The organism is Colwellia sp. SU-HH01172 (genome assembly GCF_057553355.1).
This window is the reverse complement of record NZ_BAAJMB010000001.1, coordinates 692,909-719,114: the sequence shown is the minus strand read 5'-3', so window position 1 is coordinate 719,114 and position 26,206 is coordinate 692,909. Positions and strand designations below refer to the sequence as shown.

Genomic DNA, 26,206 nt, shown 5'->3' with positions numbered 1-26,206 from the left:
TTGAGATAAAGCCGGGTGAATTTATGCGACTTTATACGCTATTCGGTTATGTATTTGCACGAGCTTCTAAAATTTCTACCGCTGGCAATTTTTTGCCTTCTAAAAACTCTAGGAAAGCGCCACCACCTGTTGAGATATAAGAAACTTTATCAGCAATATTATACTTATCGACAGCGGCTAAGGTATCGCCACCACCAGCAATCGAAAAGGCACTGCTGTCAGCAATCGCTTGGGCAATTATCTCAGTACCTTTGCCGAATTGATCAAATTCAAATACGCCAACTGGGCCGTTCCAAACAATAGTACCAGCATTGGCAATAATATCTGCTAAGGCTTTTGCGCTATCAGGGCCAATATCGAAAATCATATCGCCATCGTCCACATCGCTAACATTTTTCAAGGTGGCGACTGCCGTTTCAGAGAATTCTTGTCCGACAACAACATCACTTGGCACGGGGATCGAGCCATTATTAGCTTTTGCTTGTTGAGTTAAACGTTTTGCTTCAGCAACTAGATCGGCCTCAAATAATGATTTACCAACATTATGACCTTCTGCAGCGATAAAGGTATTGGCAATGCCGCCGCCAACAACCAATTGATCAACAATGCCAGCTAAAGATTCTAGTACGGTTAGTTTAGTTGAAACTTTCGAACCACCAACAATGGCAACTAACGGACGAGCAGGGTTATCAAGTGCTTTAGATAAGGCAGCTAGTTCACCAGCGAGTAAAGGTCCTGCACATGCCGTTGGCGCGTATTTGGCGACACCATGAGTACTTGCTTGAGCTCTGTGTGCTGTACCAAATGCATCCATAACGAAAATGTCACATAATGCCGCTAACTTTTGCGATAAAGCATCATCATTCTTCTTTTCGCCAATGTTAAAGCGGATGTTTTCAAAGATAACCAGCTCACCGGCTTTAGCCTCAACGCCGTCAAGGTAATCTTTAACTAATCGAACTGGCGCATTCAATGCCGCAGCTAAGTAGTCAGCTACAGGTTGTAATGAAAATTCCTCATTGTATTCGCCTTCAGTTGGACGGCCTAAATGCGACATCACCATCACTTTCGCACCAGCTTCTAATGCAATTTTCAGTGTTGGTAGGGCTGCTCTTAAGCGAGCATCTGAGGTGATCTTGCCATTTTTAACGGGGACATTTAAATCTTCACGAATTAATACACGTTGATTTTCTAGTGCTAAATCGGTCATTTTAATTACAGACATGCTGAGTTCCTGTGGGTAAAAGTTTAACGGTTAGGTAAATATATTTGATTACTATATAAGGTCTTATTTAATTTGCTAGCGCCATTGCGTTGGCGGTATCGAGCATACGATTAGCAAAGCCCCATTCGTTGTCGCACCAAATGAGCAATTTCACTAATCGTTTATGACTAACACGTGTTTGATTGCCATCAACAATGCATGAGTGTGGGTCGTGATTAAAGTCGATAGAAACCAGTGGCTCTGTGGTATAGCCTAAAATGCCAGCCAGCCCATTGTTTTGCGCGTGTAAAATTGCTTGGTTAATATCCTCAATCGTAACATCACTAGACAAGGTTAGGCTTAAATCCATTGCTGTAACATTGATAGTGGGTACTCGCACCGCTATCGCCTCAAAGCGACCAGCGAATTTAGGCAAAATGCGCTCTATGCCTGCCGCTAGTTTAGTATCAACGGGGATAATTGATTGACTTGCAGCACGCGTGCGACGTAAATCCGTATGGTAAGCGTCAATAACTTGTTGATCATGCATTGATGAATGAATCGTTGTAATAGCACCACTTTCGACGCCAAAGGCTTTATCCAATACTTGAATGACTGGAACAACACAATTTGTGGTGCAAGAGCCATTAGAAACCACTTTTTCAGCCGATGTTAATTGCTGATGATTAATACCATAAATAATTGTTGCATCAAGATCATGGGCACCAGGGTGTGAAAATAGAACTTTCTTTGCACCTTGCTTGATATGTAACTGACCATCCGCTTGATTGCCGAATTTTCCGGTACAGTCAATAACAAGATCAATATTTAATTGTTGCCAAGGGAGGGCGGTAATTTCAGTTTCATGACTCAATGCGACTTCGTCACCGGCAATAAAAAGTTTACCTTGGCTTTGCTCTACCGCAAATGGGAAACGGCCATGAGTTGAGTCATATTTTAATAAATGTGCGATGCCTTCGGGTTCAGCAAGTTCATTAATAGCAACCAATTTAAATTCACTTGTTCTGGCGTTTTCGTAAAGAGCGCGAGCGACATTTCGCCCGATCCTTCCAAAGCCATTTATTGCTATATTAATTGCCATGAGTTCCCGAATAGGTTGTTGGGATAGTTAAGTGACATAGCGCTTTGAACTTACTGATAAGATTTTGGATTACTCAAAAATATTAGCTATGTCTTGCTTAAAAATCTGTAATAAATGAAATAGCCAGCCAAACGACGCTTAACTGGCTATTAATTTTATTAGCTTACATGTTAGAAAGTTACGTTAAGTTGTTGACCGTGTTAACAACATTTTCTACCGTAAAGCCAAAGTGTTCTAGCAATACATTGCCAGGTGCAGACTCTCCAAAAGTTGTCATACCAACAACTTTACCGCCGAATCCGACATATTTGTACCAGAAGTCAGTATGCGCTGCTTCAATTGCAACACGTTTGGTTACTGAGCTAGGCAATACCGATTCTTGGTAGTCGCTGTCTTGCGCATCAAAGATGTTAGTAGAAGGCATAGAAACGACACGAACATGGTCACCTAATCTTTCTGCAGCTTTTAATGCTAATGAAACTTCAGAGCCTGTGGCAATTAAAATAACTTCTGGTGTACCAACACTGTCTTTTAAGATGTAACCACCTTTAGCAATGTCAGCCACCTGTGCGGCGCTACGACTTAGTGCCGGTAAGCCTTGGCGTGAGAAAACTAATGACGTTGGTGCGTTTTGACGCTCAACAGCATTTTTCCATGAAACGGCTGATTCAGTCGCATCCGCTGGACGCCATGTTACCATATTTGGTGTCGTACGTAGGTTAGTTAGTTGTTCAATAGGCTGATGGGTAGGACCATCTTCACCTTGACCGATTGAATCATGAGTATAAACAAAAATGTTTTGAATACCCATTAATGCTGACATACGAACCGCGTTACGTGCGTATTCCATAAACATCATGAAAGTTGCGCCGTAATTAATGAAACCACCATGTAGTGAAATACCATTCATGATGCCACTCATACCAAATTCACGTACACCGTAAAAAATGTAGTTACCGGCGGCATCGTCTTGAATACCTTTTGAACCAGACCAAAGCGTTAAGTTTGAACCGGCTAAATCGGCTGAGCCACCTAATAACTCAGGTAGTATTTTACCAAAGGTTTCAATGGTATTTTGTGAGGCTTTACGAGAAGCAACATTTTCAGCTTTTTCTTGGCATTCTAAAATGTAAGCGTTAGCTTTTTCTTCGAATTCTGCTGGTAAATCACCTTTAATAACGCGACGTTCGTATTCCGCGGCTAATGCTGGGTGTGCAGCTTGGTATGCGGCAAACTTTTCATTCCAATTGCTTTGCGCTGAATCACCTTTTTCTTTTTGATCCCAATCGGCATAAACATCAGCGGGAATGTCAAATGGTGCATGTGGCCAGTTAAGGAATTCTCGTGCCGCGGCAATTTCTTCATCACCTAATGGTGCACCGTGACAGTCATGTGTACCTGACTTATTTGGTGAGCCAAAACCGATAACGGTTTTACAACAGATCATTGTTGGCTTATCGGTAACAGCTTTTGCTGCTTCAATCGCCGCTGCAACAGCAGCACTGTCATGACCGTCAACATCACTGATCACATGCCAGCCGTATGCTTCAAAACGAGCAGGCGTATTGTCGGTAAACCAACCTTCAACATGACCGTCAATTGAAATACCATTATCATCCCAAAATGCAATTAGCTTGCCTAAGCCTAAAGTACCGGCCAATGAACAGGCTTCATGTGAAATACCTTCCATTAAACAACCGTCACCTAAAAACACATAAGTGTTATGGTCAACAATGTTATGACCTTCACGGTTAAATTGTGCCGCTAATGTTTTTTCAGCAATTGCCATACCTACTGCATTAGAAACACCTGCACCTAAAGGGCCTGTGGTTGTTTCTACACCCGGAGTGTAACCGTATTCTGGGTGACCAGGAGTTTTTGAGTGCAATTGACGGAAGTTTTGCAATTCGTTGATTGGCAAGTCGTAGCCGGTTAAGTGTAATAGTGAGTAGATCAACATTGAACCGTGGCCGTTAGACAAAATAAAACGATCGCGATCGGCCCATTGTGGATCGGTTGGGTTATGCTTTAAGAAATCACGCCATAAAACTTCAGCGATATCTGCCATGCCCATAGGGGCTCCAGGGTGTCCTGATTTAGCTTTTTGCACGGCATCCATGCTTAAAACTCGAATTGCATTGGCCAGTTGTTGACGCGACGGCATATTTGCTCCAATAAGTGTAAAATTTGAAAGGATGAAAATTGCGCTTATTTTCGCCTAGAGTGGCCCTTGACTGCAAATTTAATTAGCACTTTTCTATGATTTTTTTTCTCTTAGATATATTTCTCTACAAAGTAATGAGCCCGATAGAAAAGCTGTTTGGCAATTATATTAAGACAAAATAAAAAAAAGGTTAAAAATTATAAGCTAAGCGTTGAATTTGAAATCAAGATCCTATAATGTTGATTGGTTGTATGTACAAATAAGAATAAAAAGATATAACCTGAAACAGGATTGAGTCATGAACAGGTCGTCATCAAGAGGAGTTAAGCTGACCACTGTAGTACTCGCTGTTGTAATATTAGCCGTATCAGCGATGTTGAGTAATAGCTCAGCTGCGGATGACAAGGAAGTTAAAATAGAACAAACAAATGATGAACTTAGCAATTAAGTTCAGTTAAAATGATAAACCTCGCAATAGCGAGGTTTTTTTATGTCAGCACTAAAGCCGCATTAACCTATTTGAAGCTTGTGAAAAGATCATTAATTCATTGATTACCTAAAAAGGTAACTTAATGGCGTCCCCACCAGGACTCGAACCTGGAGTAGCAGCTTAGGAGGCCGCAGTTTTATCCAGTTAAACTATGAGGACAAAATGAAAGTTATCTAACTCTGTCATTATTTTATTTATATGCAGAAAAATCAATAGATAACTTTATCAATCATGCCTTCGAAGCGCGGTTAATATCGAACCGCCAAATCATTAATTTGAATATTGTCCATAATATGCTGTTCAGTCGTTGTTGCTCTAGCATTGTCGTTGGTCACTTCGTTTACAACCACCTTGTATGGACTGATGTTAAATCCTGGGTAAGACTTGTTATCGTCACTAATAAAATGATTAAAGTGTAACAATGAAAACTCATCACCGACTTTCACACCATGCTTTTTACCCAAATTAAAGGTAATACTGTTGCCTGCAACTTGCACTATTTTGCCTTGAGTTGGCTGGCACATCATATTTTCATCGATATCTGTCACCATATTGTCAATGGTTTGGCTAATTTGCAGGCCGTATTCACTTTGCCAAAAGTTTTGACTGGCCACATCAATTTGCTGACGCTTGTTAAACTGCCACGGCGCAGAGCTTTGGTATTGCTTGTCGAGAATTTTTTCACCGGTGGCGCCGTCATAAATATATAGGGCAATATTAAAATGCCGCTGATATATATTGTCTTGCCAAAACTGCCAGGAGTTGTTCTCGTGCTCTGCCATCGAAATGTCTTGGATTTCCGAAAATAGCACATATTGGCTATCTGTCATGCTAGCCAACGACATAGTTAAACTTTTTAGTTGTTCCATTGCTAAACTTTGATTAAGTCTAGAAAATTCTGTTTTGGTTTGTAGTGCTAATTTTGTATCGAGATAAATCGCATTTTTTTGAATTTTATTGGCTAGCTGTTTTACTAACGCTTTATCTAGTTGATAAACGTTACCTATGTTAGCTTGTTCACGATGCAAAATGTTGCTGCGTGTTAATAGCATTGATTTTCTATAATCAGCAGCAAAGCATTTTTGTTCTTGAGGAAAAATGTCAGCTCGAATCGTCACCGTTACCAAATTGTCAGTATAGTTTTCACTTATAAGCTCAAATGAATTAACGCTACCGCTGGCGCGAATATTAATTTCATTTTGGGTTAGCAAACCATTGACGACCTGTTGAACACTTGAAACTGATGCTCCGGCCACTAATAATGCCTTTCGAAGAGCATTTTGCATGGCTCTATTTTTTGCGGCTTTGCTATCATCATTCTTAATTGTTGCGGTACCTTGGGATTCATACCATTGACCAAAGCTAGCACTGCTGTAGCATGCGATACTTATCATTAAGCAATGCAGCACTAAATTATGTCTTAGCCGTTTCAGCTTTAGTGGACTACGGCATAATAATTTTAAATACATAAATATCTCATTTCTAACGGAGTTCGGTTTCTGCAATGAAATATGCATGTTCTATGCCTATTTCATTAACTAGAAAAATTGGCGCGAATCGTGCTTTGAATTTAATACTATTATCAATACGAATTTATGCATTAATTGAGGAGAGCCCAATGAAAAATTGGCTTTTAGCAATACTATTACCAAGTGTTATCTCTTGTTCTGTGATGGACAATCAAGATGACTTTTATCGTTCTTCATATAACGATAAACAAGAAATTGACAGTTTTGAATTACCTCGACATGCAATTAATGACGTGGTTAAAGGGTTAGCCTATCAAATGCTTGAAAGCAGTTCGTTTGTGAATCCCAAAACCCCAATAGCGATAGCATCATTTGTTGATTTGAAAAACTTAGAGTCGACGAATTGGCTAGGGAATCAGCTGTCAGAAAGCTTTGTTCATGAAATGCAGCGTCATGGTTTAGTAGTAATTGACTTTAAAACAACGGGCCATATTCGTGTCACTGCCGATGGCGATTATGTTTTTAGTCGTGATTGGAAAGAGTTACCAGAACGCCAGATAATTGACTATGTTGTGACAGGCACAATGATGGAGCAAGAAGAAGGGATTTTAGTTAATGCCCGTATGATAGGTATGCAATCTCGTGTTGTTGTTGCCACTGCGCAATCTTTTATTCCGTCTTGGGTGATGGGTGACGATTTTAATCGCAATGAAAATGTAAAAATGAAAGATGGCATGATTATCAGAGATAGTGCCATGTTACTCGAAGATGCTCGTGCTGTTGCAATTCAACAGTAGTTATCAGTCAATTGAATAATATAGGTATAATATGAATACTTTACTGAAACGCACGATTACATTATTGGCGATATTAGTGCTAACTGCCTGTTCATCTTTTTATGATAAGCATATTGAATGGCAATCAGTAAAACCTGAAAGTTTTCCGGTGTTATCGGCAATCGGGCAGGCGCCAATTAGTTTACAAAAGTCAGATCACAAAACCCAGCGTATGCTGATGGCAATAAATGCCTCTAAAATTGCCGCTTATGCAGAATTAGCAGAGCAAGTTTATGGTCAAACCATTGATGGTAAAACAACCATGTCTAACTTAATTGTCGATAACCAAAAACTTAAAACCTCAGTTCAGGGCATTATTCGTGGTGCCAAAGTGGTCAAAAGTTACCCGGTTGGCGACACTTATACAACGGAATTGAGTTTAGACTTTAAAGATGTTTATCAACTCTATAGTGCTTCATCTAATAAACAAGAAATTAAGAATATTTCTTACTACTAAACCACTCACGATAAATGTCAGATAAAAGAAAACCAGCAAGCGCTGGTTTTTTATGTTCAGGTCGTTCTTCTTAGCCATTTATGGATGCACAGCATTAATGCATGTCGATGAAGGGGAATTCTTACAATGACGATCTACCAACAGTGAACTTAAGCTTTGATACCTAAGCTACTAAGTCCGCCCGATGTTTTGCCTTTATTATCATAGGTCATCGATGATTTGTTATGACTTTCTAATAATGATGTTTTCATGCGCTCAACTGAAAGTTGTGATTGATGAATAATCAAACCGTTAGTTTTGTTTTGTTTTTGACAACGTTGCAAAATAGCTTTGATATCAGCCAGCTCATCTGAAAAGCTTCCTGCTAATTTCTCTTGTTTAAATTCAAAGCTTTGACCAATGGCGTTGTCAGTATTTTGAATCGCGACCAGTAAACTATTTTTTTCTGCGGTTATTTCTATTAATGCATCAGGGTTTTGCTGTTGTAAAATGTCTTTTTCTGTCGTTAATAACGCCTCTAATTGCGTCAATTGCGATAATTGTTGAGAAACCAATTGTTGCGGCGTTATTTTATCAGACACTTTTTACTCCATTAGGGCTAGAGATTAGCCGAGTTCAAATTCGAAATTAGCAATACTTGCAGCAAGTTTTTCTGGATTTATTTTATAATCACCGGAAGCAATGGCACTTTTTAACTCGTCAATTTTCTTCTGATTTACTACCGGTGAATCACCCGCTTTTTTTTGTAATTCATTCAATTGCTTTGCCTGTGGAGTGATAGATACAGAGTCGCGAGAGGCTAATTTAGCTTGTTGTGATGCATTCGCACTTTCACTGACTTGTTGTTTGGTCTGCACTTGTTGTTCAAGTTTTTGCTTTACTTGATTAGTGTTATTCAAGTTGTTGATATTTATCGCCATTATTAAATCCTACGTACAATCGTAATTGGTTTCTAACCTTTTATCGGCAAAATAATAGAAAACTTAAGTGCTTATTATAAATTAATTACCACTTGGTTAATAGCGTTAACTTGGCCGCGAACTATGCGTCCAGACTTATCATTTTTTACAGAAATAATATCGCCTAAACTGCCGTCACGCATTGCCGTGCCGGAAGATTTTATTTCAAAACCTGATGATTTAGCTACGATGCTTACGGGTTGTCCCTTACAAACAAAGCAGGTGTTTTTGTTGGTAATTGCACTACCTTTTGATAGGTTTCTTTTAACTCGTGCACCGGTCACTATCGTCGGTTCACTAAGCACTGTACCTCTTATTTGAGCGCTGTCTTTAAATACAACTTCCATATTTGAATTATCAAGTAGTGTGCCCTTAGTTATCCGTAAACTAGTCACTAAAATCGGCACTATGGTTTGAATTTTTACTGGTACAAATAAATGCCATGGTTTTTCATCCGAGCAAACAATTTTAACATTTACATTCCTACCATTATGTTTTTCAGGTATATTTGCCGTTAAAGGAGATAGGCAAGCTTGCAATGCGATCCTTGGATCGATTTGCGATACTTCAATTAGCAGTTTTCCCTGTGTTGGCACAGTGATGTGTTTTTCAACCGAGGACTTAATAAAATTAGTTAAATAATCACGATCAAAAACCATGGCATTAGCAGTATTAAGTATTGCCAAGTAGCTAAGGGTAATTTTTACTAATATCTTTAATTTACTCATAAATTTTTTGATCTGGCTGCTAGGGAAATAAAAATACTCGTCTATGCTTAACTAAATAGATTTTAGTACGATTTGTGTCAATAAACTTACGCTATCGTTTTATTAAGGTAATACTATCAAGAATTATGCCTTTGTTGTATTTTCATGGGCATTCCTAAGAGGTTTTTATGGCAGGTATATTAGATTCAGTAAATCAGCGCACGCAATTGGTTGGTCAAAACCGTTTAGAATTGTTGCTGTTTAAACTTATTGGCAGACAGCGCTTTGGAATAAACGTATTTAAAGTGCGTGAAGTTATGCCGTGCCCAAGGCTGACCTTGTTACCAAGGCAAGATAAATTTATCAAAGGGGTTGCTCACATTCGTGGCCAAACTATTTCAGTGATTGATCTTAGTAAAGCAACAGGTGGCCCTGAAATCGTTCAAACGGATGACAGTTTTGTTATCATTGCCGAATATAATCGCAGTGTGCAAGGCTTTCTCGTTGCGGGAGTTGAGCGCATTGTGACCCTTAGCTGGAAAGATATTATGCCACCGCCGGAAGGTACAGGTAAATCAAGCTATCTGACCGCTGTTACGGAAATCGACAAGGAAATGGTTTCAATCCTTGATGTTGAAAAAATTCTTAATGAAATTAGTCCTATTTCAACAGAGCTGAGTGAAGGTGTTGCCGATGAATCCGTAGGTGAAGAAGTGGGTGATCGAGTAATTATGATTGCTGATGATTCAACGGTAGCACGTAATCAGGTTAAGCGGGCGCTTGAACCATTAGGCTTGAATATGTTGTTGGCTAAAAATGGCCAAGACGCACTTAATCAATTAGAAGCGATCGCTGAGCAATGCAACACGTCAATTACCGAAAAAGTTGCTTTATTAATTTCTGATATTGAAATGCCAGAAATGGATGGTTATACCTTGACTGCAGAAATTAAGCAAAATGAGCGCATGAGAGATGTGCCGGTTATTTTACATACCTCATTGAGTGGTGTTTTTAACAATGCCATGGTTGAGAAAGTAGGGGCCGAAGATTTTATTCCAAAATTTCATCCAGATGAATTAGCAACGGCTGTTAAGAAGTGGCTAAAGCATGATGAAGTTTCTTAATGTTTTATAACGATTAAATTTAGGCGGATTATAACTAGTGTCAACTAAACAACTCGATGATAAGAGTTATCAGCAGTTTAGAACTTTTCTAGAGCAGCAATGCGGCATTGTTTTGGGTGAAAGTAAACAGTATTTGGTGAAAAGCCGATTAGCACCTTTGATGGCAAAATTTGACGTTGCGTCTCTCTCTGATTTAGTGGCGCAAACCCTAAATCCGACTAAGCGGCAATTAAGGGCCGCTGTTATTGATGCCATGACCACCAATGAAACCTTATGGTTTCGAGACGAATATCCATTTGAATTATTAAAAAAACGCTTGTTACCTGAATTTAAAGGGCAGCGCACACCATTAAAAGTGTGGTCGGCCGCCAGTTCTTCCGGACAAGAGCCTTATTCAATTGCCATGGCAATATACGAATATCAACAAAGTAATCCCGGTGCTTTTCCGGGGGGCGTTCAAATTATTGGCACTGATATTTCAAATACCATGTTAGAGCATTGTAAATATGCTCATTATGACAGCCTAGCATTATCTAGAGGTTTATCTTTGGAACGTAAGCGTCAATTTTTTGAAGCTGGCGACAATGGTATGTTGAAAATAAAAAGCGTTATTAAAAACATGGTGAGTTTTCGGCAATTAAATTTACTGAATAGTTATAGTTTAATGGGCCGATTTGATTTAGTGTTTTGCCGTAATGTCTTGATTTATTTCTCTCCAGAGCTTAAGACTCAAATCATCTCCCAAATTCACGGCACCTTAAATAATGGTCGTTATTTATTTCTTGGTGCTTCAGAATCCCTCTCTGGTATCAGTCAAGATTTTAATATGATCCGCTGTAATCCTGGCATTGTTTACCAAAAAAAATAGCACACTCTCAAGCTCTGGCATAAATATTGAATAAATACCTCCACTACTTTGGAGGTATTTTTTATGGCGATTAGTTTTGAAAAAGCATTTGGACTTCACCCGCAAGGGTTGCAAGTACGTGCTCAGCGAGCGGAGATCATTGCGAGTAATATTGCTAACGCCGATACACCAGGCTATAAGGCAAAAGGAATGGATTTTAAAGCCGCATTAGCCCAAGCATCTTCAAAGCAACAAACCGGTATGACCCGCACCAATGAAAAACATTTTGATGTTCGCATGGAACTCAATAATGGCGTGGGATATAGAGTGCCTGATCAACCTGATACGGGAGATGGCAATACAGTTGATGTACAAGTGGAACGAAACTTGTATCTAGAAAACTCTATGGAATATCAAGCTAGCCTACAATTTCTTAACGGTAAGATTAAGGGCTTGAAAAAAGCTATCACTGGAGGGCAGTAATAATGAGCCTATTTAATGTATTTTCTATTTCTGGTACGGGAATGAGCGCACAATCAGTGCGTTTGAATACCACGGCCAGTAATATCGCTAACGCCGATAGTGTCAGCAGTAGTGTTGATAAAGCTTATCGGGCACGCCATCCAGTTTTTGCCGCCGAGATGCAAAAAGCTGCCGCTGGACAGAATGAATCGGTTGGTGTACAGGTGCTTGGTGTGGTGGAAAGTGATAAGCCACTAAATGTGGAATATGCCCCTGATCATCCGATGGCTGATGGCGAAGGTTATATCTACAAGCCAAATGTAAATGTTATTGAAGAAATGACTAACATGATATCGGCATCACGTTCATACCAAACTAATGTGCAATTGGCTGAGTCGGCAAAAAATATGCTGAACAAAACGCTCACGCTTGGTCAACGTTAAATTTATATAGGAATTTAAAATGGAAACAGTATCTGGTTCTAGTCCCTTAGATAATATTCGTTGGCAGCAAGAAACAACGCCAGAAGCGGATGAAAACCGCGGCATGTTAACGCAGGAAGACTTTTTTGCCTTACTGACTCAAGAGTTGTCGCATCAAGACCCAACCAAGCCAGTTGAGAACAATGAAATGATCTCGCAAATGACAGCATTCTCAACCACAGATGGTGTATCAGAGCTAAACGAGCAATTTACTAGTTTTGCCGCATCTATGTCTTCTAGCCAAGCATTACAGGCTTCGTCTCTTGTGGGTCGCAGTGTCTTAGTTGAAGATAATGTTTTTGGCATGGAAGAAGGAGAAGAAGTTAAAGGTAAGTTAGTTACCGATAAACCCGCAACTAATGTCAATATTTATGTTGAAAACGTTGCAGGGGAAATTGTACAAACTGTTCCCGTTGGTAGTGTTGATGCCGGTGAGTTTACCTTTACTTGGGATGGACAAGGTGCTGACGGAGAACCTGCTCCAGAAGGCGCTTATCGTTTTCGTGTTGCCGGCCTAGTTGACGGTGAAGCAAATGAGTTGCAAGCGATGACCTATCGAAAAGTAGACAGTGTCACTTTAGCAGGAGCGGGTGGTAATATTTTATTAAATCTTAATGGTGGCAGCACGATGAAATTGTCGGATGTTGTTGAAGTAACCCAAGGTTAAATTAACAGAATTTTTTACGAGGTGAATTTATGTCATTTAATATCGCACTGAGCGGATTAAACGCCGCTCAAAAAGACTTGGATGTTACATCCAATAACATTGCAAACGTCAACACTACTGGCTTTAAAGAATCACGAGCTGAATTTGTTGATGTTTATGCGGCATCTTTGTTAGCGTCAGGCAAAACTAAAGTCGGTGACGGTGTTTTGACGGCTGACGTTGCTCAACAGTTTCAACAAGGTAGTATTCAGTTTACTAATAATGCCCTTGATTTAGCGATTACGGGTAATGGCTTTTTTGCCACGGTACCAGAAATTGATAGCTTAGAGACTTCGTACACACGAGCAGGTCAATTTAAGTTAAATGATAGCAATTTCGTGGTGAATTCAGCTGGTGAGCACTTATTAGGTTTTCCTGTAAATGCTGATGGTACCTCTGCTTCAGTGAGTTTAAGTACCGCCGAGCCTATTCGTATTCCAACCGCATCTGGTGCGCCACAACAATCATCAGAAGTTGATATTCGTATGAATTTACCGGCAGGGGATTCATATATAGCAACAGCACCGGGTAACTTTGACCCTGATGATCCACTAACTTTTAACCATTCAACGTCGGTTACTATTTTTGACTCTTTAGGTGATAGTCACGTTATGACATATTATTTTGTTAAAGATGACCCGGCAGTGAACCCGAATGAATGGATGATGTTTGCTGCAGTAGATGGCAACCCTATTGATTTAGAAGATCCCGCAGGTGGTGGCACTAACCCTGTCGGAGGGACTGTATCTGGTCCTTTATCCCCTACAGGTGTTACCGGGGCAAGATTGATATTTGATGCTTCTGGTGACTTTATAGATCAAGTCCCTACTTTGGCAAATGGTGGTATTATAACGAGAGATTTTACTAATCATTTACCTAATGGTGCAGATACAACTCAAACTGTACAATTGGATTTTAATTTAGATCCAAATGGGCCAAATGCCAATGAACCAACACAATTTGCCTCAAACTTTGAAGTCACATCATTAGAGCAAGACGGATTAGCGGTTGGTCGTTTAACTGGTATTGATATTGGCACTGATGGTTTGGTAAGAGCAACCTATAGCAACGGTACGTCAGAGCCTTTATCACGTATTGCTATGGTTAACTTTGCTAATGAACAAGGGTTGACGCAAATCGGTAATACCGGTTGGAAAGAAAGTATTACTTCTGGTGAAGCATTGGCGGGTGAAGGTGGCTCTGGAACCTTTGGTACCATTAATTCTTCAGCACTCGAGCAATCGAATGTTAACTTAACCTCAGAATTGATTGACTTAATTTCAGCACAACGAAATTTCCAAGCCAACTCGAGAGCATTAGAAGTTGATAATCAGTTAAACCAAACGATATTGCAAATTCGCTAAAGCGTTAATTGACTTAAAACATTAAAAACCAGGTTGACCTTAAGTTTGCCTGGTTTTTTCGTATACCCCAGGCGACAAAGCTTAAATAGCCCCTTCTATATTGCCAATACCTAGCGTATTTATGCTTTGGCATTTTAATTGCATTCTTCATGTTAATTGAAATTATATTGTCTGGAATTCATTATGGATAAGATGCTGTACATCGCTATGAGCGGTGCAAAACAAAATATGCATGCCTTATCAGTAACAGCTAATAACCTTGCCAATGCTAAAACGACAGGCTTTAAGGCCGATCTAGCGAACGCTCGCACAATGCAAGCCTTTGGTGAAGGCTTGCCAACGCGTGTATTTTCGATGATGGAAAGATCAGGCCAAAACTTTGACAGTGGTGCCTTTCTTACCACAGGCAGAGATCTCGACCTAGCGATTCAAGGACAGGGTTGGCTTACAGTGCAAACTCAAGATGGTAGTGAAGCATATACTCGTAATGGTCAATTAAAACTAAATGATAACGGTGCATTAGAAACCTCAAGCGGCAACTTAGTTATTGGTGAAAATGGTCCAATATTCTTACCGTTACCCGTTAACAATATCGATATTTCAGCGGATGGAACCATTATGGTTCAACCTGAAGGAGCGCCGAGTTCAGTTCAGGAGGAAGTTGGACGCATTAAGTTGGTCAATCCTGACAATCGGTTCTTAGAAAAAGGCAATGATGGCTTATTTCGTCGCAAAGATGGCAATAATGAACCGGCCGATGTCACAGTAAAGGTCGCCAATGGTGCGATAGAGTCAAGCAATGTAAACCCTATTGGTGAAATGACCGATATGATCGCGCTGCAGCGTCAGTTTGAAATGCAGTTAAAAATGATGAAAACCGCCGAAGAAGTGGATGCAAGTGCAGCTTCACTATTACGCGCGTTCTAAATAAATTTTCTCGAGGTGATGTATGAACCCAGCATTATGGATCAGTAAAACAGGCTTAGACGCGCAAACAAAAGAAATTGCCGTTATTTCAAATAACCTAGCCAATGCCAGCACGGTCGGTTTTAAGAAAAGCCGCGCAGTATTTGAAGATTTACTTTATCAAAATATTAACCAACCGGGTGGTCGTTCGGCGCAAGATACGGAAATGCCTTCAGGATTAATGCTAGGTGCGGGTACTAAAGTGGTCGCAACACAAAAGATTCATACCCAAGGGGATATGTTAAACACAGATAATGCCTTAGATCTCATGATCCAAGGTGAAGGTATGTTTGAAATTTTAATGCCTGATGGCTCATCGGCCTATTCACGTAATGGTCAATTTACCTTAGATGAAGAGGGTAATATGGTTACCCCCGGAGCAGGCTATTTATTACAACCGCAGGTGACCGTGCCTGAAGATGCATTGAGCATTATAGTGTCACAAGATGGTGAAGTGTCAGTTACCCTGCAAGGGCAAGCAGAGCCGTCGGTTGTTGGACAAATTAATACGACTAACTTTGTTAACCCGACTGGATTAGAACCTATAGGTCAGAACTTATATGTTGAAACGGCTGTTAGTGGTGCACCTCAGGAGGGGGTTCCCGGTTTAGAAGGTTTCGGCATGATAGTGCAAGGGGCATTAGAAACCTCGAATGTTAATACCACCGAAGAGTTAGTCAACCTGATTGAAAGTCAACGAGTATACGAAATGAACTCAAAAGTTATTTCTGCTGTTGACCAAATGCTTAGTTACATTAATCAGCAGTTATAACGTTAGGGGACGTATGATGAATACGAAACAATCTACACAAAAAGTTAGCTTATTAGTGGTAAGTATACTTACGTTATTGCTTAGTGGCTGTGCCAGTGTTGAACAAGCAAAAACGCTGCCTGATGATCCTGATTTTGCACCTATTTTGCCGGAAATGAATGATGAGCCCTTAGTGCCTACGGGGTCATTATTTAAAGTAAATTATGTCAACAATATCTATTCAGATTCAAAAGCCCATCGAGTTGGCGATATTATTTCAGTGATTTTAAGTGAAAGTACACAGGCACAGAAAAATGCGAAAACTGAGCTTAAAAAGGAAAATAGTGCCACGCTGAACCCAATTACTGGCTTTGGTGGTACTCCAGTCAATATTAAGAATAAATCTATTCAATTTGGTTATGACCAAGAGTCAGACTTTAAAGGTGACTCAAAAGCTAATCAAGGCAATAGCCTATCAGGTAATATTTCTGTGCATGTTTTGAGAGTTTTGCCTAATGGCAATTTGATGATCCGTGGTGAAAAGTGGATGACATTAAACAACGGCGATGAATATATTCGTTTGACCGGCATTATTCGCTCTCAAGATATCAGTTCAAGCAATACGATTACTTCCAGTAAAGTGGCTAATGCACGTATTCAGTATGCCGGCACAGGAACTTTTGCTGATGTGCAAGAGCAAGGTTGGCTATCGAAATTTTTCAGTAGTTCATGGTGGCCTCTGTAGGGGATTATATGATGAAAAAATATATTTATGGCCTGTGTTGCCTAGTATTATTGGTTTTTTTTCCAGAAACAAATGCACAAAGAATAAAAGACTTAGCCGATGTTGCAGGGGTACGTAGTAACCAATTAATTGGTTATGGTCTTGTGGTAGGTTTACCAGGCACTGGCGAGCAAAGCCCATTTACTGAACAAAGTTTTAAAACCATGTTAAGTAACTTTGGCATTACTATGCCAACCAATTTAAAACCAAAAATTAAAAATGTTGCCGCTGTTGCCGTACATGCTGAGCTACCTGCTTTTGCAAAACCCGGACAAAAAATTGATATTACCGTTTCTTCTATGGGCAGCGCGCAAAGCTTACGTGGTGGTACTTTACTGCAAACCATATTAATGGGGCTTGACGGGAATGCTTATGCGGTTGCTCAAGGCAGCCTTGTTGTTAGTGGCTTGGGTGCTGAAGGGCTAGATGGTTCTAAAGTTATTGCCAATACCCCTACGGTTGGTCGTATTGCCAACGGTGCTATGGTGGAACGTGAAGTTATTTCACCGTTTACCTCAGGTGATTACATTACCTTTAATTTACACAATGCTGATTTTACTACCGCGAAACGTTTGTCAGACACCATTAACAACTTAATTGCCGGTTCTGCTCGGGCTGTTGACGCTGCTTCGGTCAAGGTCACCGCACCTAGAGATGCTGCCGATCGAGTTAGTTTTTTAGCGACCTTGGAAAACTTAGAATTTGAACCCGGTTCGCCATCAGCAAAAATTATTGTTAATTCACGAACTGGAACCATTGTTATTGGAGCCGAAGTACGCTTATTGCCGGCAGCGATCACCCATGGTGGCATTACGGTAACCATCAATGAGACAGAAAATGTTTCTCAACCGAATGCCTTTGCCGAAGGTGAAACGGTTGCCACGAATCAATCTATTATCGATGTTAATCAAGATGACTCTCGTATGTTTGTCTTTGATCCTGGAGTCACGCTAGATGCATTAGTGCGCGCTATTAACCAAGTTGGCGCAGGACCGGGAGATGTGATGGCGATTCTAGAAGCGTTAGATCAAGCTGGCGCATTACGTGGAAATTTGATCATTATTTAATGAACATTAGGCCCTGATTATGACAACACGCATTGCTGACGCTCAAAACTTTTTAGATATTAATGGCCTAAACTCGATTCGCCAAGGGGCGAAGTCAGATGATAAAGCCAGCAAAGAAGTTGCTTTAGAACAAGCTGCAAAACAGTTTGAAGCTATATTTATGCAAATGTTAATGAAAAGCATGCGTAAAGCTCAAGCTGTGTTGGAATCAGATAGCCCATTCAATTCAGAATCAACCAAATTTTATCGTGATATGCATGATCAACAAATGTCATTAGAATTATCTAACAATGGTTCGCTAGGTCTTTCCGAGCTCATTGTCCGTCAACTTGGTGGTGATAGTGAGAACTTTACGCCACATAATATTTTGCGTTCTGACGGTAATTTAGATAGTCGCGGTAATGTTCGAGTTAATCAATCAATATTGTTAAACCCAAATCGGCTAGTCAATGAACCGACAGCAAAGCAAGATCCTGAACAGGATCGTCAAACAAATGGCTCTGCTATTGCACAAATGGCTAATCAATTGCAAAGCCCAGCTTTTGAGCAACCTAAAGATTTTGTCAGTGCGTTAACGGCAGATGCCAAACGCGTACAAGAAAAGATCAATGTGCCATTTGAAGTTGTAATTGCTCAAGCTGCGTTAGAAACCGGCTGGGGCCAAAAGGTTATCAAAACAGAGACAGGCACAAGTTCTAACAACCTTTTTAATATCAAGGCAGATAGTCGTTGGGCTGGGGACAAAACTCATAAAGAAACCTTAGAATTTGAAAATGGCGCTATGGTGAAAAAACGTGAACCATTCAGGGTTTATGATTCTATTGGTCAAAGTGTTAATGATTACGTGAATTTACTCACAGGTAGCGAGCGTTATCAAGGCGCACTAGAAAAATCTGAAAATGTGGAACAATTTCTGCATGGCCTACAGAGTGCTGGTTATGCTACCGACCCAAATTATGCCAAAAAGATAATGGCGACCCTTCGGACAGTAACTGGCTTATTAAACAAATAGCTTTAGCGGTAATTTTATCGTTGAAATATAAGGTTACTGTAGGAGTTTAGGTCATGTCGATTAATCTGTATCAAACTGGGGTGAGTGGTTTATTAGCTGCACAGCAACAGTTAGCAGTTACAGGGCATAATATTGCTAACGTTAATACCGAAGGTTATAACCGACAAAGGGCTGAACAAGGCGCTTCAACGGGCATAGTCAATGGTGGTAACTACATTGGCGCTGGTACTTATGTTCAAGACATAACTCGCATTTATGATCAATTCTCTCACAAAGAACAATTACTGAGTCAAAGTAACCTTGGTAATGCCGACTCCCTCAGTATTAACCTAAACCAGCTAAATGAAATTATGACCTTTTCTGGTAATGCCATTGGCGATTCAATCGAACGTTTTTACCAAGCGATGAATGGCATTGCTGATAATCCTAGTGATCTTGGTTTACGCAGTATTGCTCTTAGTCAGGCCGAGATACTTGCTAGCGATTTTAATACCTTAAATGCTAATTTTGATCAATTAGAGAAATCGACTAACGGTGAAATTGAACAAATAGCCAGTAAAATTTCCCAAATATCCTATGAAATTGCAAAAATTAATGATCAAGTATTACAAAACAAAGACCTAACTGTCGCAGGTCAGCCTAATGATTTATTAGATAAGCGCGATCAGTTAGTTGGTCAACTTGGAGAGTATACCTCAGTTAATACTATTCAAGACGCTAATGGCGTAATGACCGTAATGATAGGCAGTGGTGCGACACTAGTTGCCGGTATCACTCCGTTAACTGTTACCGTTAAAGCGGGTGATCCCGATCCATTACAAACTGAATTACAGCTGAATAGCCCAAATGGTTCGGTAGCACTTGATGCCACGAAGCTCGGCGGCTCAATTGCTGCGAAGTTAGAATATCGCGATGAGCACTTGTTAAACGCTCGTAATGAAATCAACCGATTAGCCATGGCGATTTCTGAAACGTTAAATCAAGCGCAATCTCAAGGTTTAGATCTTGATGGCCAGCAAGGTCGCGATCTTTTTACTGATATTAATAGCACAAGTTTACAGGCCTCGCGTGTCCTAGAACATAATACCAATACTGGAACTTTGGATGCTAATGTCAGTATAAGCGATGTTTCTTTGATACCAACAGATGAGTTTGAAATCAAGTTTGATGGTACAGACTACATCATGACCAATAAAACGGATGGCTCAGCGACAAATTTAGGTGCCCCTGGTGCTGGCACATACACAACCGCATTTGGTTTTGAGTTTAATGAAGCGGCTGGTGTGCCAAATACCGATGATACTTTTACTATTCGGCCGACAGAAAATAGTGCGTCATTAATGAAAGTAACGTTAACCGATGGTAAGGGTATAGCCGCTAGTGCGGCAGTTGGGGTTAATGCTGATGAAAATAATGTTAGTGATGGCGCAGTCAATATTATCAATGTTACCGATCCCGTTACCGCAAGAACTTATACCGAAGGAACAAATGCTCAGATCACGGTTGACGTCTATGAAAGTGCCCCCGGCACCTTTGATTACCGAGTTTATGATGCGGCTAATCCGCCACCCGCGCCAACATTAGCCGCAGGAAGTTTCGCTGCCGGTGCGTCAGCAATCATCGATATGCCACCTGCGCCAGCGACAGCAGCTTTTCAAATTGAGATAACCGGCTCCCCTGTTGGTCAAGGAGCATTAGCTCGTGAAAAATTTACGGTTTCAGATGTCTTTGGGCCAGGTAACGGCAGCAATGCCGCTTTTATTGCTACTACGCAAGAGCAAGCGATTATTGGCGACAGCAACCAGACATTTAGTCAAAGTTTAGCGATAACAACGGCTGACATCGGCTCGAAAGCTAGTTCTGCAGAGTTAGTCGCTAATACCGCGGAAGCACTATTTACTCAAGCATATAATCGTAACCAATCCACTTCAGGTGTCAATTTAGATGAGGAAGCTGCCAATATGATTAAGTTTCAGCAAGCATACCAAGCTTCATCTCGTATTATTTCAGTTGCCAATACTATTTTTGACACCTTATTAGCGGCGGTTTAAGAGGAAATATTATGAGAGTTTCGACAGCACAATTTTATTTTCAAAATAGTCAACAATTGACCAATAAGCAGTCAAGTGTCAATGATCAAATTAATTATTTGTCGAGTGGCAAAAGAGTCATTACCGCTAAAGATGATGCGGTAGCGTATGGCACGCTTGCTGGTTATAAGGATGAGTTGGCAAATATTGAAAAATATCAACGCAATATAACTCAAGCGGAAAACAGAAACTCTCTGCAAGATATTTCATTTGGAAATGCAGAGAACTTGATGCAAGAACTTAAGCAAATTTTTACGCAAGCTAACAACGGTACTTTGTCGAGTGATGATCTTGCTTCTCTTGCTGAACAAGCAAAAAACTCTCAATCTCAGTTATTAGACATTGCTAATACTAAAGATGAAACCGGTGGTTATATTTTTGCGGGCTTTCAAACACATAAAGAGCCTTTTTCTTTACAGTTAGATAATACTGTTACCTACCAAGGTGACAGCGGTGTAAGGGAGCTACAAATTGCAAAAAATGTCACCGTAGCAACGAATCAAGCAGGCGATACAGCTTTTGTAAATATTCCAAACACGATTGGTGATTTTAGTGCTAACTATGTCACTAATACTTCGGGCTTCAGTGTTAATAACGCCATTATTACTGACCCTAGTAGTTATGATTCCGTTACCAATCCGCCAGACTACAAGTTTTTATTCAGTGCTCCTAGCGATCTTACGGTGACCGACGGTAATGGTGCCGTTGTTGTGCCAACCGCACCATATACCGCTGGGCAAACCATTGCCTTTAACGGTGTTGAAGTACAACTAAGTGGCAACCCATTGCCGGGTGATGAAGTGGATATCACGCCTGAGCAAAATATTAATATTTTTAATACTATAAAAAGTGCCATTGATTGGATGGCATCCGGCAGTAATCCTGCAAATCCATTACAACATGGAGTTGATTACGCCGAGATATTATCTCAGCTAGATCAAGGTCTAAATCACATGACTAGTCGTCGTAGTGAAGCAGGTATTCGCCTGCAGCTAATTGATAGCCAAGAAAATAACCATGCAGACGCTGAACTGGTGCTTGCCTCTGGACAATCGAATATTGAAGATTTGGATTTTGCTAAAGCCGTCGCGACATTTGAACAATCGAAAGTCGCATTACAGGCTGCACAGCAGAGTTTTGTGCAGGTAAAAGATTTAAGTTTATTTAACTTTATATAACTTTCTTTAAATTCAAATCGATTTTGGCACGTCATGTGCATTATTAGATTTGTGTCAAAAAATTAGAAATGTGGTTCCAAACATGTGTTGTTATCAGCAATAGAGCCACACCCTAACACTTAGGAGATGATAGCAATGGCTTTAGTCGTAAATAGTAATATCGCATCGTTAAATGCGCAACGTAACTTGGGTGGTTCTACCAATGATTTGCAAACTAACTTTGAACGTTTATCTTCAGGTAAACGAATAAATAGTGCAAAGGATGATGCTGCTGGTTTGCAGATATCTAGTCGTTTGACAGCTCAAATCAATGGCTTAAATCAAGCAGCACGAAATGCTAATGATGGTATTTCTTTGTCGCAAACAGCTGAAGGAGCGTTAGATGAATATACGAACGCTTTACAGCGTATGCGTACTTTGTCAGTACAATCATTGAATGGTTCAAATAGTGATGCAGATAGATTGGCACTAGATGCCGAATTTACAGAACTGGAAACCGAGTTGACGCGTATTTCAACCGATACAGGATTTGCCGGTGAAAAATTACTTAATGGTACATATACCTCGAAGTTTTTCCAAGTAGGTGCTGATGCTGGTCAGAAAATTGAAGTTAGCATAGGGCAAAATTTTGCCGCAGCTTCGACAATTTCAACCGTTGGTATTTCAGCCGCCAGTCAAGCTTCTCGTGCACTTGGAAAAATAGATAGTGCATTGGCATTAGTGACAAGTACACGTGCCGATTTAGGTGCTAAACAAAACCGTTTTGCTTCTGTTATTCGAAGCAATGACAATACGGCACAGAACTTATCTGCATCTCGTTCACGTATTCAAGATACTGACTATGCTGCAGAAAGTGCTGATTTAGCAAGAAGTACTGTATTGCAGCAAGCATCTAGCTCTATGTTAGCGCAAGCAAATCAACAACCACAAATAGCTCTATCATTACTACAGTAATTTTGTCGTAATAAAGTTATAGTTATATTAAAAAAGCCTCTTCGGAGGCTTTTTGCTTATCTATTAATAAAAATAAAAAAACATTTAATACAATTGCTTAACTGTTTTATTGTTGATTAGTCATAAAATAAATAAAAAAAAGCTAAAGTAAAATATTTGATGTCCGATAAAGGTTTCAAGAAGCATTTATCGATTATGAATAACCGCTTCGTAAATTAACAAATTTTAAGGGCATATACCCGGGAGCATTATCATGGCTTTAGTCGTAAATAGTAATATCGCATCATTGAATTCACAACGTCAATTAGCTAGTTCAACTAATAGCTTAGCGACTAATTTTGAACGTTTATCTTCTGGTAAACGTATCAATAGCGCTAAAGATGACGCTGCAGGTCTGCAAATATCTAGCCGCTTAACTGCGCAAATAAATGGCCTTGATCAAGCATCTCGTAACGCCAATGATGGCATTTCATTAGCTCAAACAGCTGAAGGTGCATTAGATGAATATAGTAATACGCTACAACGTATGCGTACCCTATCTGTGCAATCATTAAATGGTTCGAATAGTGATGCTGACCGTACAGCACTTAACGCCGAATTTTCAGAGCTAGAATTAGAATTAACACGTATCTCTACAGATACTGGTTTCGCTGGCGAAAATTTATTAGATGGTAGTTATACCGGTAAGTTTTTCCAAGTGGGTGCTGATGCTGGTCAACGTATTGAAATTAGCATAGGTCAAAACTTTGCAGCAGCTTCAGTGCTATCAACTGTTGGTATTTCAGCAGCAAGCCAAGCTTCTCGAGCGTTGGGTAAAATTGATACTGCTTTAGCAACAATTAACAGCACACGTGCTGATTTAGGTGCGAAACAAAACCGTTTTGCTTCGGTTGTTCGTAGTAACGATAATACGGCACAAAACCTTTCTGCATCTCGTTCTCGTATCGAAGATACTGATTATGCAGCAGAAAGTGCAGCGTTAGCGCGTAGTACGGTATTGCAACAAGCATCAAGCTCAATGTTGGCACAAGCAAATCAACAACCACAAATTGCCTTATCACTACTATAATAGTTTCAGTAGTGTTATTGACATTAAAATGGCACTCTAGTTGAGTGTCATTTTTGTTTTAAAATTTATAATTTGGAGGTTTGTATGAGTACGCAAATTAATGCAGCGCAAAATAACTTTGCAAATCAAGCGGCAGAACTTAACACTCCCACTACAAAAAAAACTCAACAAGACATTGAAGAACAAGTAAGTAAGACCGCAATTGAATCAGAGCACTTGGAAGCACAACTTAAGTCATTAGAAGAGCAACAGTTAGTCGCTAATAATTTGTTAGACACTGAAGAAAAGTTAAGTGAGCAAGAAAAAACGTTAGTTATCGACCAAGCGCTTGAAGTCATATCAGATTTTATGCAGCTATCATTGCGCAATATAAATTTTCAACAAGATGATGTCAGTGATAAAACAGTTATTAAGTTTTTTGATGCTGAAAGCAAAGAGCTTATAAAGCAATTTCCATCAGAAGAGGTGTTAGAGATTGCCCAAAAAATAGTGGCACTTCGTCAGGATGTTGGAGAGAAAACTGGCATATTTCTTGAAGAAAAGGTTTAAGTATATTTAGAGCACATTAGGAGGCCAAATGAATATTACATCTGCAGGAATTGGCTCAGGACTTGATCTTGAATCTATTATAACGGCATTTGTAACTGCCGAATCAGTGCCTACGGAAATAAGGTTACAGGAAAAAGAAGAGCGCATTACGGCAGAGCTTTCTGGTTTAGGTACCTTCAAATCTGCGTTGTCATCTTTCCAAACCGTCGCAGATAAATTAAGCTCTACAGATGATTTTAATGAACAAATTATTGATGTTGGTAATGATGATATCTCTGTCACGACCAATGGTTTCGCAAGTAACGGTACATTTGAAATTAATGTTTTGCAGTTGGCAGAAGCAACACGTATTCAAACGCCTGACTTTGCTAATTCGACCACGACTGTGGGCACCGGTACATTAACTTTTTCCGCTGGCTCAGATACTTTTGATGTCGCGATTGATGCTGCGGACGATCTGTCGACTATTCGTGATAAAATTAATGCTGAAAGCGCTAATTTTGGTGTTACTGCATCTTTAGTGAATAGTGATTCTGGCACTTACTTAAGTTACACATCTAACAGTACTGGTACCGCTAATGAACTATCTGTCACAACGTCTGATGTTGCCCTTGATAATTTAGCGACCAATGCAACCGTAACAAGAAACGCTCAAGATGCCATTATTGAGATAGATGGCAGTGGCAACACGGTTACCAGCTCGAGTAATGAGTTTAAAAATACCATCGAAGATGTGACCATTGTTGTAAATCAAGTGAGCGCTTCAGGCGCAGCGACTTTAGGGATTTCACAAAACACTGAGGTAGCGACAGAATTAGTTAATGAGTTTGTTACTGCTTTTAACACGCTTGCAGATAGTATGGATGTTTTAGCTTCTCCAAAATTTGGTAAACTAGCATTTGATTCTGATTTACGCTCTATTAAAGGGCAACTTAATGATATATTAACCAACTCAGTTAGCGGACTGTCAGGAGATATTCAATCACTCAATGATATTGGTGTAGCATTTGATAAGTATGGCAAACTTGAGATCTCAACGGTTGGAATTGGTACTTTAGATAGTGGGGTCGAAACCCTTGCTAAAGTGGTTGAGAATAATTTAGATGAAGTTGGCCAACTTTTTGCTTCTACTGATGGTATCGTCAGTCAATTGACGTCGCTAATAGATAATTATAGCGACAGTGACGGTACCTTGACACAAAGACAAGACGATCTGAGTGAAGATTTATCAGGAATTAGTGATGAATACGATGACTTAGAAGCGCGTTTAAGAAATTATGAAGATACATTGAGAAAGCGATTTTCCTTTCTCGACTCTACTGTAGCGGGTTACAATGCGACAGCTGATTGGTTGAAAACTGCATTGCAACCAGTTTCAAGTGAGTAGTATTTTCTTCTTATGTAACTAATCGG

The 26,206-nt window shown here is 39.9% G+C and carries 27 protein-coding genes and 1 tRNA gene; 20 read left to right on the top strand and 8 right to left on the bottom strand.

Going from position 1 to position 26,206, the window contains the following annotated elements; translation table 11 throughout:
• Positions 1-46: 46 nt before the first annotated feature.
• From AC27JP_RS03230 to tkt, 3 genes are all read right to left on the bottom strand, one after another.
• Complete coding sequence (locus tag AC27JP_RS03230) at positions 47-1,225, bottom strand: phosphoglycerate kinase (RefSeq protein WP_487112005.1); 1,179 nt, start codon at positions 1,223-1,225, stop codon at positions 47-49.
• A 67-nt stretch (positions 1,226-1,292) separates the two neighbouring features.
• Positions 1,293-2,306 (bottom strand): erythrose-4-phosphate dehydrogenase, encoded by a 1,014-nt coding sequence (epd, locus tag AC27JP_RS03225; RefSeq protein ID WP_487112003.1) that lies wholly within the window; start codon positions 2,304-2,306, stop codon positions 1,293-1,295.
• A 178-nt stretch (positions 2,307-2,484) separates the two neighbouring features.
• A complete protein-coding gene (gene tkt, locus AC27JP_RS03220; protein ID WP_487112001.1) occupies positions 2,485-4,470 on the bottom strand; it encodes a transketolase in 1,986 nt (661 codons plus the stop codon).
• 298 nt (positions 4,471-4,768) lie between these two features.
• On the opposite strand from tkt, the gene AC27JP_RS03215 reads away from it, so the two are divergent.
• Positions 4,769-4,918 (top strand): hypothetical protein, encoded by a 150-nt coding sequence (locus AC27JP_RS03215; RefSeq protein WP_487111999.1) that lies wholly within the window; start codon positions 4,769-4,771, stop codon positions 4,916-4,918.
• 125 nt (positions 4,919-5,043) lie between these two features.
• On the opposite strand, the gene AC27JP_RS03210 is transcribed toward AC27JP_RS03215, so the two are convergent.
• A tRNA-Arg gene (locus AC27JP_RS03210) sits at positions 5,044-5,119 on the bottom strand.
• Positions 5,120-5,208: 89 nt separating this feature from the next.
• Positions 5,209-6,354 carry a flagella assembly protein FlgT gene (locus tag AC27JP_RS03205; RefSeq protein WP_487111997.1) on the bottom strand — a complete coding sequence of 382 codons (1,146 nt, stop codon included), beginning with the start codon at positions 6,352-6,354 and terminating at the stop codon, positions 5,209-5,211.
• A gap of 224 nt (positions 6,355-6,578) precedes the next feature.
• Here AC27JP_RS03205 and AC27JP_RS03200 point away from each other — a divergent pair, with 224 nt between their 5' ends.
• Positions 6,579-7,226, top strand: a complete 648-nt coding sequence (locus AC27JP_RS03200) for a FlgO family outer membrane protein (protein ID WP_487111995.1) — start codon at positions 6,579-6,581, stop codon at positions 7,224-7,226.
• A 31-nt stretch (positions 7,227-7,257) separates the two neighbouring features.
• Entirely contained in the window at positions 7,258-7,722 is a 465-nt protein-coding gene (locus AC27JP_RS03195; RefSeq protein ID WP_487111994.1) for an LPP20 family lipoprotein, read from the top strand.
• Between the two features lie 149 nt (positions 7,723-7,871).
• On the opposite strand, the gene AC27JP_RS03190 is transcribed toward AC27JP_RS03195, so the two are convergent.
• The 3 genes from AC27JP_RS03190 to flgA all read right to left on the bottom strand — a co-directional run bounded on the left by AC27JP_RS03190 (position 7,872) and on the right by flgA (position 9,409).
• Complete coding sequence (locus AC27JP_RS03190; RefSeq protein WP_487111993.1) at positions 7,872-8,303, bottom strand: flagella synthesis protein FlgN; 432 nt, start codon at positions 8,301-8,303, stop codon at positions 7,872-7,874.
• 24 nt (positions 8,304-8,327) lie between these two features.
• Positions 8,328-8,642 carry a flagellar biosynthesis anti-sigma factor FlgM gene (flgM, locus tag AC27JP_RS03185; RefSeq protein ID WP_487111992.1) on the bottom strand — a complete coding sequence of 105 codons (315 nt, stop codon included), beginning with the start codon at positions 8,640-8,642 and terminating at the stop codon, positions 8,328-8,330.
• Between the two features lie 74 nt (positions 8,643-8,716).
• On the bottom strand, positions 8,717-9,409 hold the full coding sequence (gene flgA, locus AC27JP_RS03180; protein ID WP_487111991.1) for a flagellar basal body P-ring formation chaperone FlgA: 693 nt from the start codon (positions 9,407-9,409) through the stop codon (positions 8,717-8,719).
• Between the two features lie 167 nt (positions 9,410-9,576).
• On the opposite strand from flgA, the gene AC27JP_RS03175 reads away from it, so the two are divergent.
• The 17 genes from AC27JP_RS03175 (at position 9,577) to fliD (ending at position 26,180) form a co-directional block, all read left to right on the top strand.
• On the top strand, positions 9,577-10,512 hold the full coding sequence (locus AC27JP_RS03175; RefSeq protein WP_487111990.1) for a chemotaxis protein: 936 nt from the start codon (positions 9,577-9,579) through the stop codon (positions 10,510-10,512).
• A 37-nt stretch (positions 10,513-10,549) separates the two neighbouring features.
• Positions 10,550-11,380: a CheR family methyltransferase gene (locus AC27JP_RS03170; RefSeq protein ID WP_487111989.1), complete on the top strand. Its 831-nt coding sequence runs from the start codon at positions 10,550-10,552 to the stop codon at positions 11,378-11,380.
• 63 nt (positions 11,381-11,443) lie between these two features.
• Entirely contained in the window at positions 11,444-11,842 is a 399-nt protein-coding gene (gene flgB / locus AC27JP_RS03165; protein WP_487111988.1) for a flagellar basal body rod protein FlgB, read from the top strand.
• A 2-nt stretch (positions 11,843-11,844) separates the two neighbouring features.
• Entirely contained in the window at positions 11,845-12,264 is a 420-nt protein-coding gene (flgC, locus tag AC27JP_RS03160; protein WP_487111987.1) for a flagellar basal body rod protein FlgC, read from the top strand.
• A gap of 19 nt (positions 12,265-12,283) precedes the next feature.
• Positions 12,284-12,970, top strand: a complete 687-nt coding sequence (locus tag AC27JP_RS03155) for a flagellar hook assembly protein FlgD (protein WP_487111986.1) — start codon at positions 12,284-12,286, stop codon at positions 12,968-12,970.
• Positions 12,971-12,999: 29 nt separating this feature from the next.
• Positions 13,000-14,373, top strand: coding sequence for a flagellar hook protein FlgE (flgE, locus tag AC27JP_RS03150; protein WP_487111985.1), 1,374 nt, complete (start codon positions 13,000-13,002; stop codon positions 14,371-14,373).
• Positions 14,374-14,556: 183 nt separating this feature from the next.
• Positions 14,557-15,300: a flagellar basal-body rod protein FlgF gene (gene flgF / locus AC27JP_RS03145; RefSeq protein ID WP_487111984.1), complete on the top strand. Its 744-nt coding sequence runs from the start codon at positions 14,557-14,559 to the stop codon at positions 15,298-15,300.
• A gap of 22 nt (positions 15,301-15,322) precedes the next feature.
• The gene (gene flgG, locus AC27JP_RS03140) at positions 15,323-16,111 is read left to right on the top strand and encodes a flagellar basal-body rod protein FlgG (RefSeq protein ID WP_487111983.1); all 789 of its coding nucleotides are present in this window, start codon (positions 15,323-15,325) and stop codon (positions 16,109-16,111) included.
• Positions 16,112-16,127: 16 nt separating this feature from the next.
• Positions 16,128-16,835: a flagellar basal body L-ring protein FlgH gene (flgH, locus tag AC27JP_RS03135; RefSeq protein WP_487113432.1), complete on the top strand. Its 708-nt coding sequence runs from the start codon at positions 16,128-16,130 to the stop codon at positions 16,833-16,835.
• An 11-nt stretch (positions 16,836-16,846) separates the two neighbouring features.
• The gene (locus tag AC27JP_RS03130) at positions 16,847-17,941 is read left to right on the top strand and encodes a flagellar basal body P-ring protein FlgI (protein ID WP_487113430.1); all 1,095 of its coding nucleotides are present in this window, start codon (positions 16,847-16,849) and stop codon (positions 17,939-17,941) included.
• Between the two features lie 19 nt (positions 17,942-17,960).
• The gene (gene flgJ, locus AC27JP_RS03125; RefSeq protein WP_487111982.1) at positions 17,961-18,953 is read left to right on the top strand and encodes a flagellar assembly peptidoglycan hydrolase FlgJ; all 993 of its coding nucleotides are present in this window, start codon (positions 17,961-17,963) and stop codon (positions 18,951-18,953) included.
• 53 nt (positions 18,954-19,006) lie between these two features.
• Positions 19,007-21,004, top strand: coding sequence for a flagellar hook-associated protein FlgK (flgK, locus tag AC27JP_RS03120; RefSeq protein ID WP_487111981.1), 1,998 nt, complete (start codon positions 19,007-19,009; stop codon positions 21,002-21,004).
• 11 nt (positions 21,005-21,015) lie between these two features.
• Entirely contained in the window at positions 21,016-22,221 is a 1,206-nt protein-coding gene (gene flgL, locus AC27JP_RS03115) for a flagellar hook-associated protein FlgL (protein ID WP_487111980.1), read from the top strand.
• Positions 22,222-22,356: 135 nt separating this feature from the next.
• Positions 22,357-23,175 carry a flagellin N-terminal helical domain-containing protein gene (locus AC27JP_RS03110; RefSeq protein WP_487111979.1) on the top strand — a complete coding sequence of 273 codons (819 nt, stop codon included), beginning with the start codon at positions 22,357-22,359 and terminating at the stop codon, positions 23,173-23,175.
• A gap of 253 nt (positions 23,176-23,428) precedes the next feature.
• The gene (locus AC27JP_RS03105; protein WP_487111978.1) at positions 23,429-24,244 is read left to right on the top strand and encodes a flagellin N-terminal helical domain-containing protein; all 816 of its coding nucleotides are present in this window, start codon (positions 23,429-23,431) and stop codon (positions 24,242-24,244) included.
• 84 nt (positions 24,245-24,328) lie between these two features.
• Entirely contained in the window at positions 24,329-24,793 is a 465-nt protein-coding gene (locus AC27JP_RS03100) for a flagellar protein FlaG (RefSeq protein WP_487111977.1), read from the top strand.
• Positions 24,794-24,821: 28 nt separating this feature from the next.
• A complete protein-coding gene (gene fliD, locus AC27JP_RS03095; RefSeq protein ID WP_487111976.1) occupies positions 24,822-26,180 on the top strand; it encodes a flagellar filament capping protein FliD in 1,359 nt (452 codons plus the stop codon).
• Positions 26,181-26,206: the final 26 nt, after the last annotated feature.

Bases quoted from the DNA above. Each gene is read 5' to 3' on its own strand.
- AC27JP_RS03230 (WP_487112005.1), bottom strand. From the start codon at position 1,225: ATGTCTGTAATTAAAATGACCGATTTAGCACTAGAAAATCAACGTGTA.
- epd (WP_487112003.1), bottom strand. From the start codon at position 2,306: ATGGCAATTAATATAGCAATAAATGGCTTTGGAAGGATCGGGCGAAAT.
- tkt (WP_487112001.1), bottom strand. From the start codon at position 4,470: ATGCCGTCGCGTCAACAACTGGCCAATGCAATTCGAGTTTTAAGCATG.
- AC27JP_RS03215 (WP_487111999.1), top strand. From the start codon at position 4,769: ATGAACAGGTCGTCATCAAGAGGAGTTAAGCTGACCACTGTAGTACTC.
- AC27JP_RS03205 (WP_487111997.1), bottom strand. From the start codon at position 6,354: ATGATAAGTATCGCATGCTACAGCAGTGCTAGCTTTGGTCAATGGTAT.
- AC27JP_RS03200 (WP_487111995.1), top strand. From the start codon at position 6,579: ATGAAAAATTGGCTTTTAGCAATACTATTACCAAGTGTTATCTCTTGT.
- AC27JP_RS03195 (WP_487111994.1), top strand. From the start codon at position 7,258: ATGAATACTTTACTGAAACGCACGATTACATTATTGGCGATATTAGTG.
- flgM (WP_487111992.1), bottom strand. From the start codon at position 8,642: ATGGCGATAAATATCAACAACTTGAATAACACTAATCAAGTAAAGCAA.
- flgA (WP_487111991.1), bottom strand. From the start codon at position 9,409: ATGAGTAAATTAAAGATATTAGTAAAAATTACCCTTAGCTACTTGGCA.
- AC27JP_RS03175 (WP_487111990.1), top strand. From the start codon at position 9,577: ATGGCAGGTATATTAGATTCAGTAAATCAGCGCACGCAATTGGTTGGT.
- flgB (WP_487111988.1), top strand. From the start codon at position 11,444: ATGGCGATTAGTTTTGAAAAAGCATTTGGACTTCACCCGCAAGGGTTG.
- flgC (WP_487111987.1), top strand. From the start codon at position 11,845: ATGAGCCTATTTAATGTATTTTCTATTTCTGGTACGGGAATGAGCGCA.
- AC27JP_RS03155 (WP_487111986.1), top strand. From the start codon at position 12,284: ATGGAAACAGTATCTGGTTCTAGTCCCTTAGATAATATTCGTTGGCAG.
- flgE (WP_487111985.1), top strand. From the start codon at position 13,000: ATGTCATTTAATATCGCACTGAGCGGATTAAACGCCGCTCAAAAAGAC.
- flgF (WP_487111984.1), top strand. From the start codon at position 14,557: ATGGATAAGATGCTGTACATCGCTATGAGCGGTGCAAAACAAAATATG.
- flgG (WP_487111983.1), top strand. From the start codon at position 15,323: ATGAACCCAGCATTATGGATCAGTAAAACAGGCTTAGACGCGCAAACA.
- flgH (WP_487113432.1), top strand. From the start codon at position 16,128: ATGAATACGAAACAATCTACACAAAAAGTTAGCTTATTAGTGGTAAGT.
- AC27JP_RS03130 (WP_487113430.1), top strand. From the start codon at position 16,847: ATGAAAAAATATATTTATGGCCTGTGTTGCCTAGTATTATTGGTTTTT.
- flgJ (WP_487111982.1), top strand. From the start codon at position 17,961: ATGACAACACGCATTGCTGACGCTCAAAACTTTTTAGATATTAATGGC.
- flgK (WP_487111981.1), top strand. From the start codon at position 19,007: ATGTCGATTAATCTGTATCAAACTGGGGTGAGTGGTTTATTAGCTGCA.
- flgL (WP_487111980.1), top strand. From the start codon at position 21,016: ATGAGAGTTTCGACAGCACAATTTTATTTTCAAAATAGTCAACAATTG.
- AC27JP_RS03110 (WP_487111979.1), top strand. From the start codon at position 22,357: ATGGCTTTAGTCGTAAATAGTAATATCGCATCGTTAAATGCGCAACGT.
- AC27JP_RS03105 (WP_487111978.1), top strand. From the start codon at position 23,429: ATGGCTTTAGTCGTAAATAGTAATATCGCATCATTGAATTCACAACGT.
- AC27JP_RS03100 (WP_487111977.1), top strand. From the start codon at position 24,329: ATGAGTACGCAAATTAATGCAGCGCAAAATAACTTTGCAAATCAAGCG.
- fliD (WP_487111976.1), top strand. From the start codon at position 24,822: ATGAATATTACATCTGCAGGAATTGGCTCAGGACTTGATCTTGAATCT.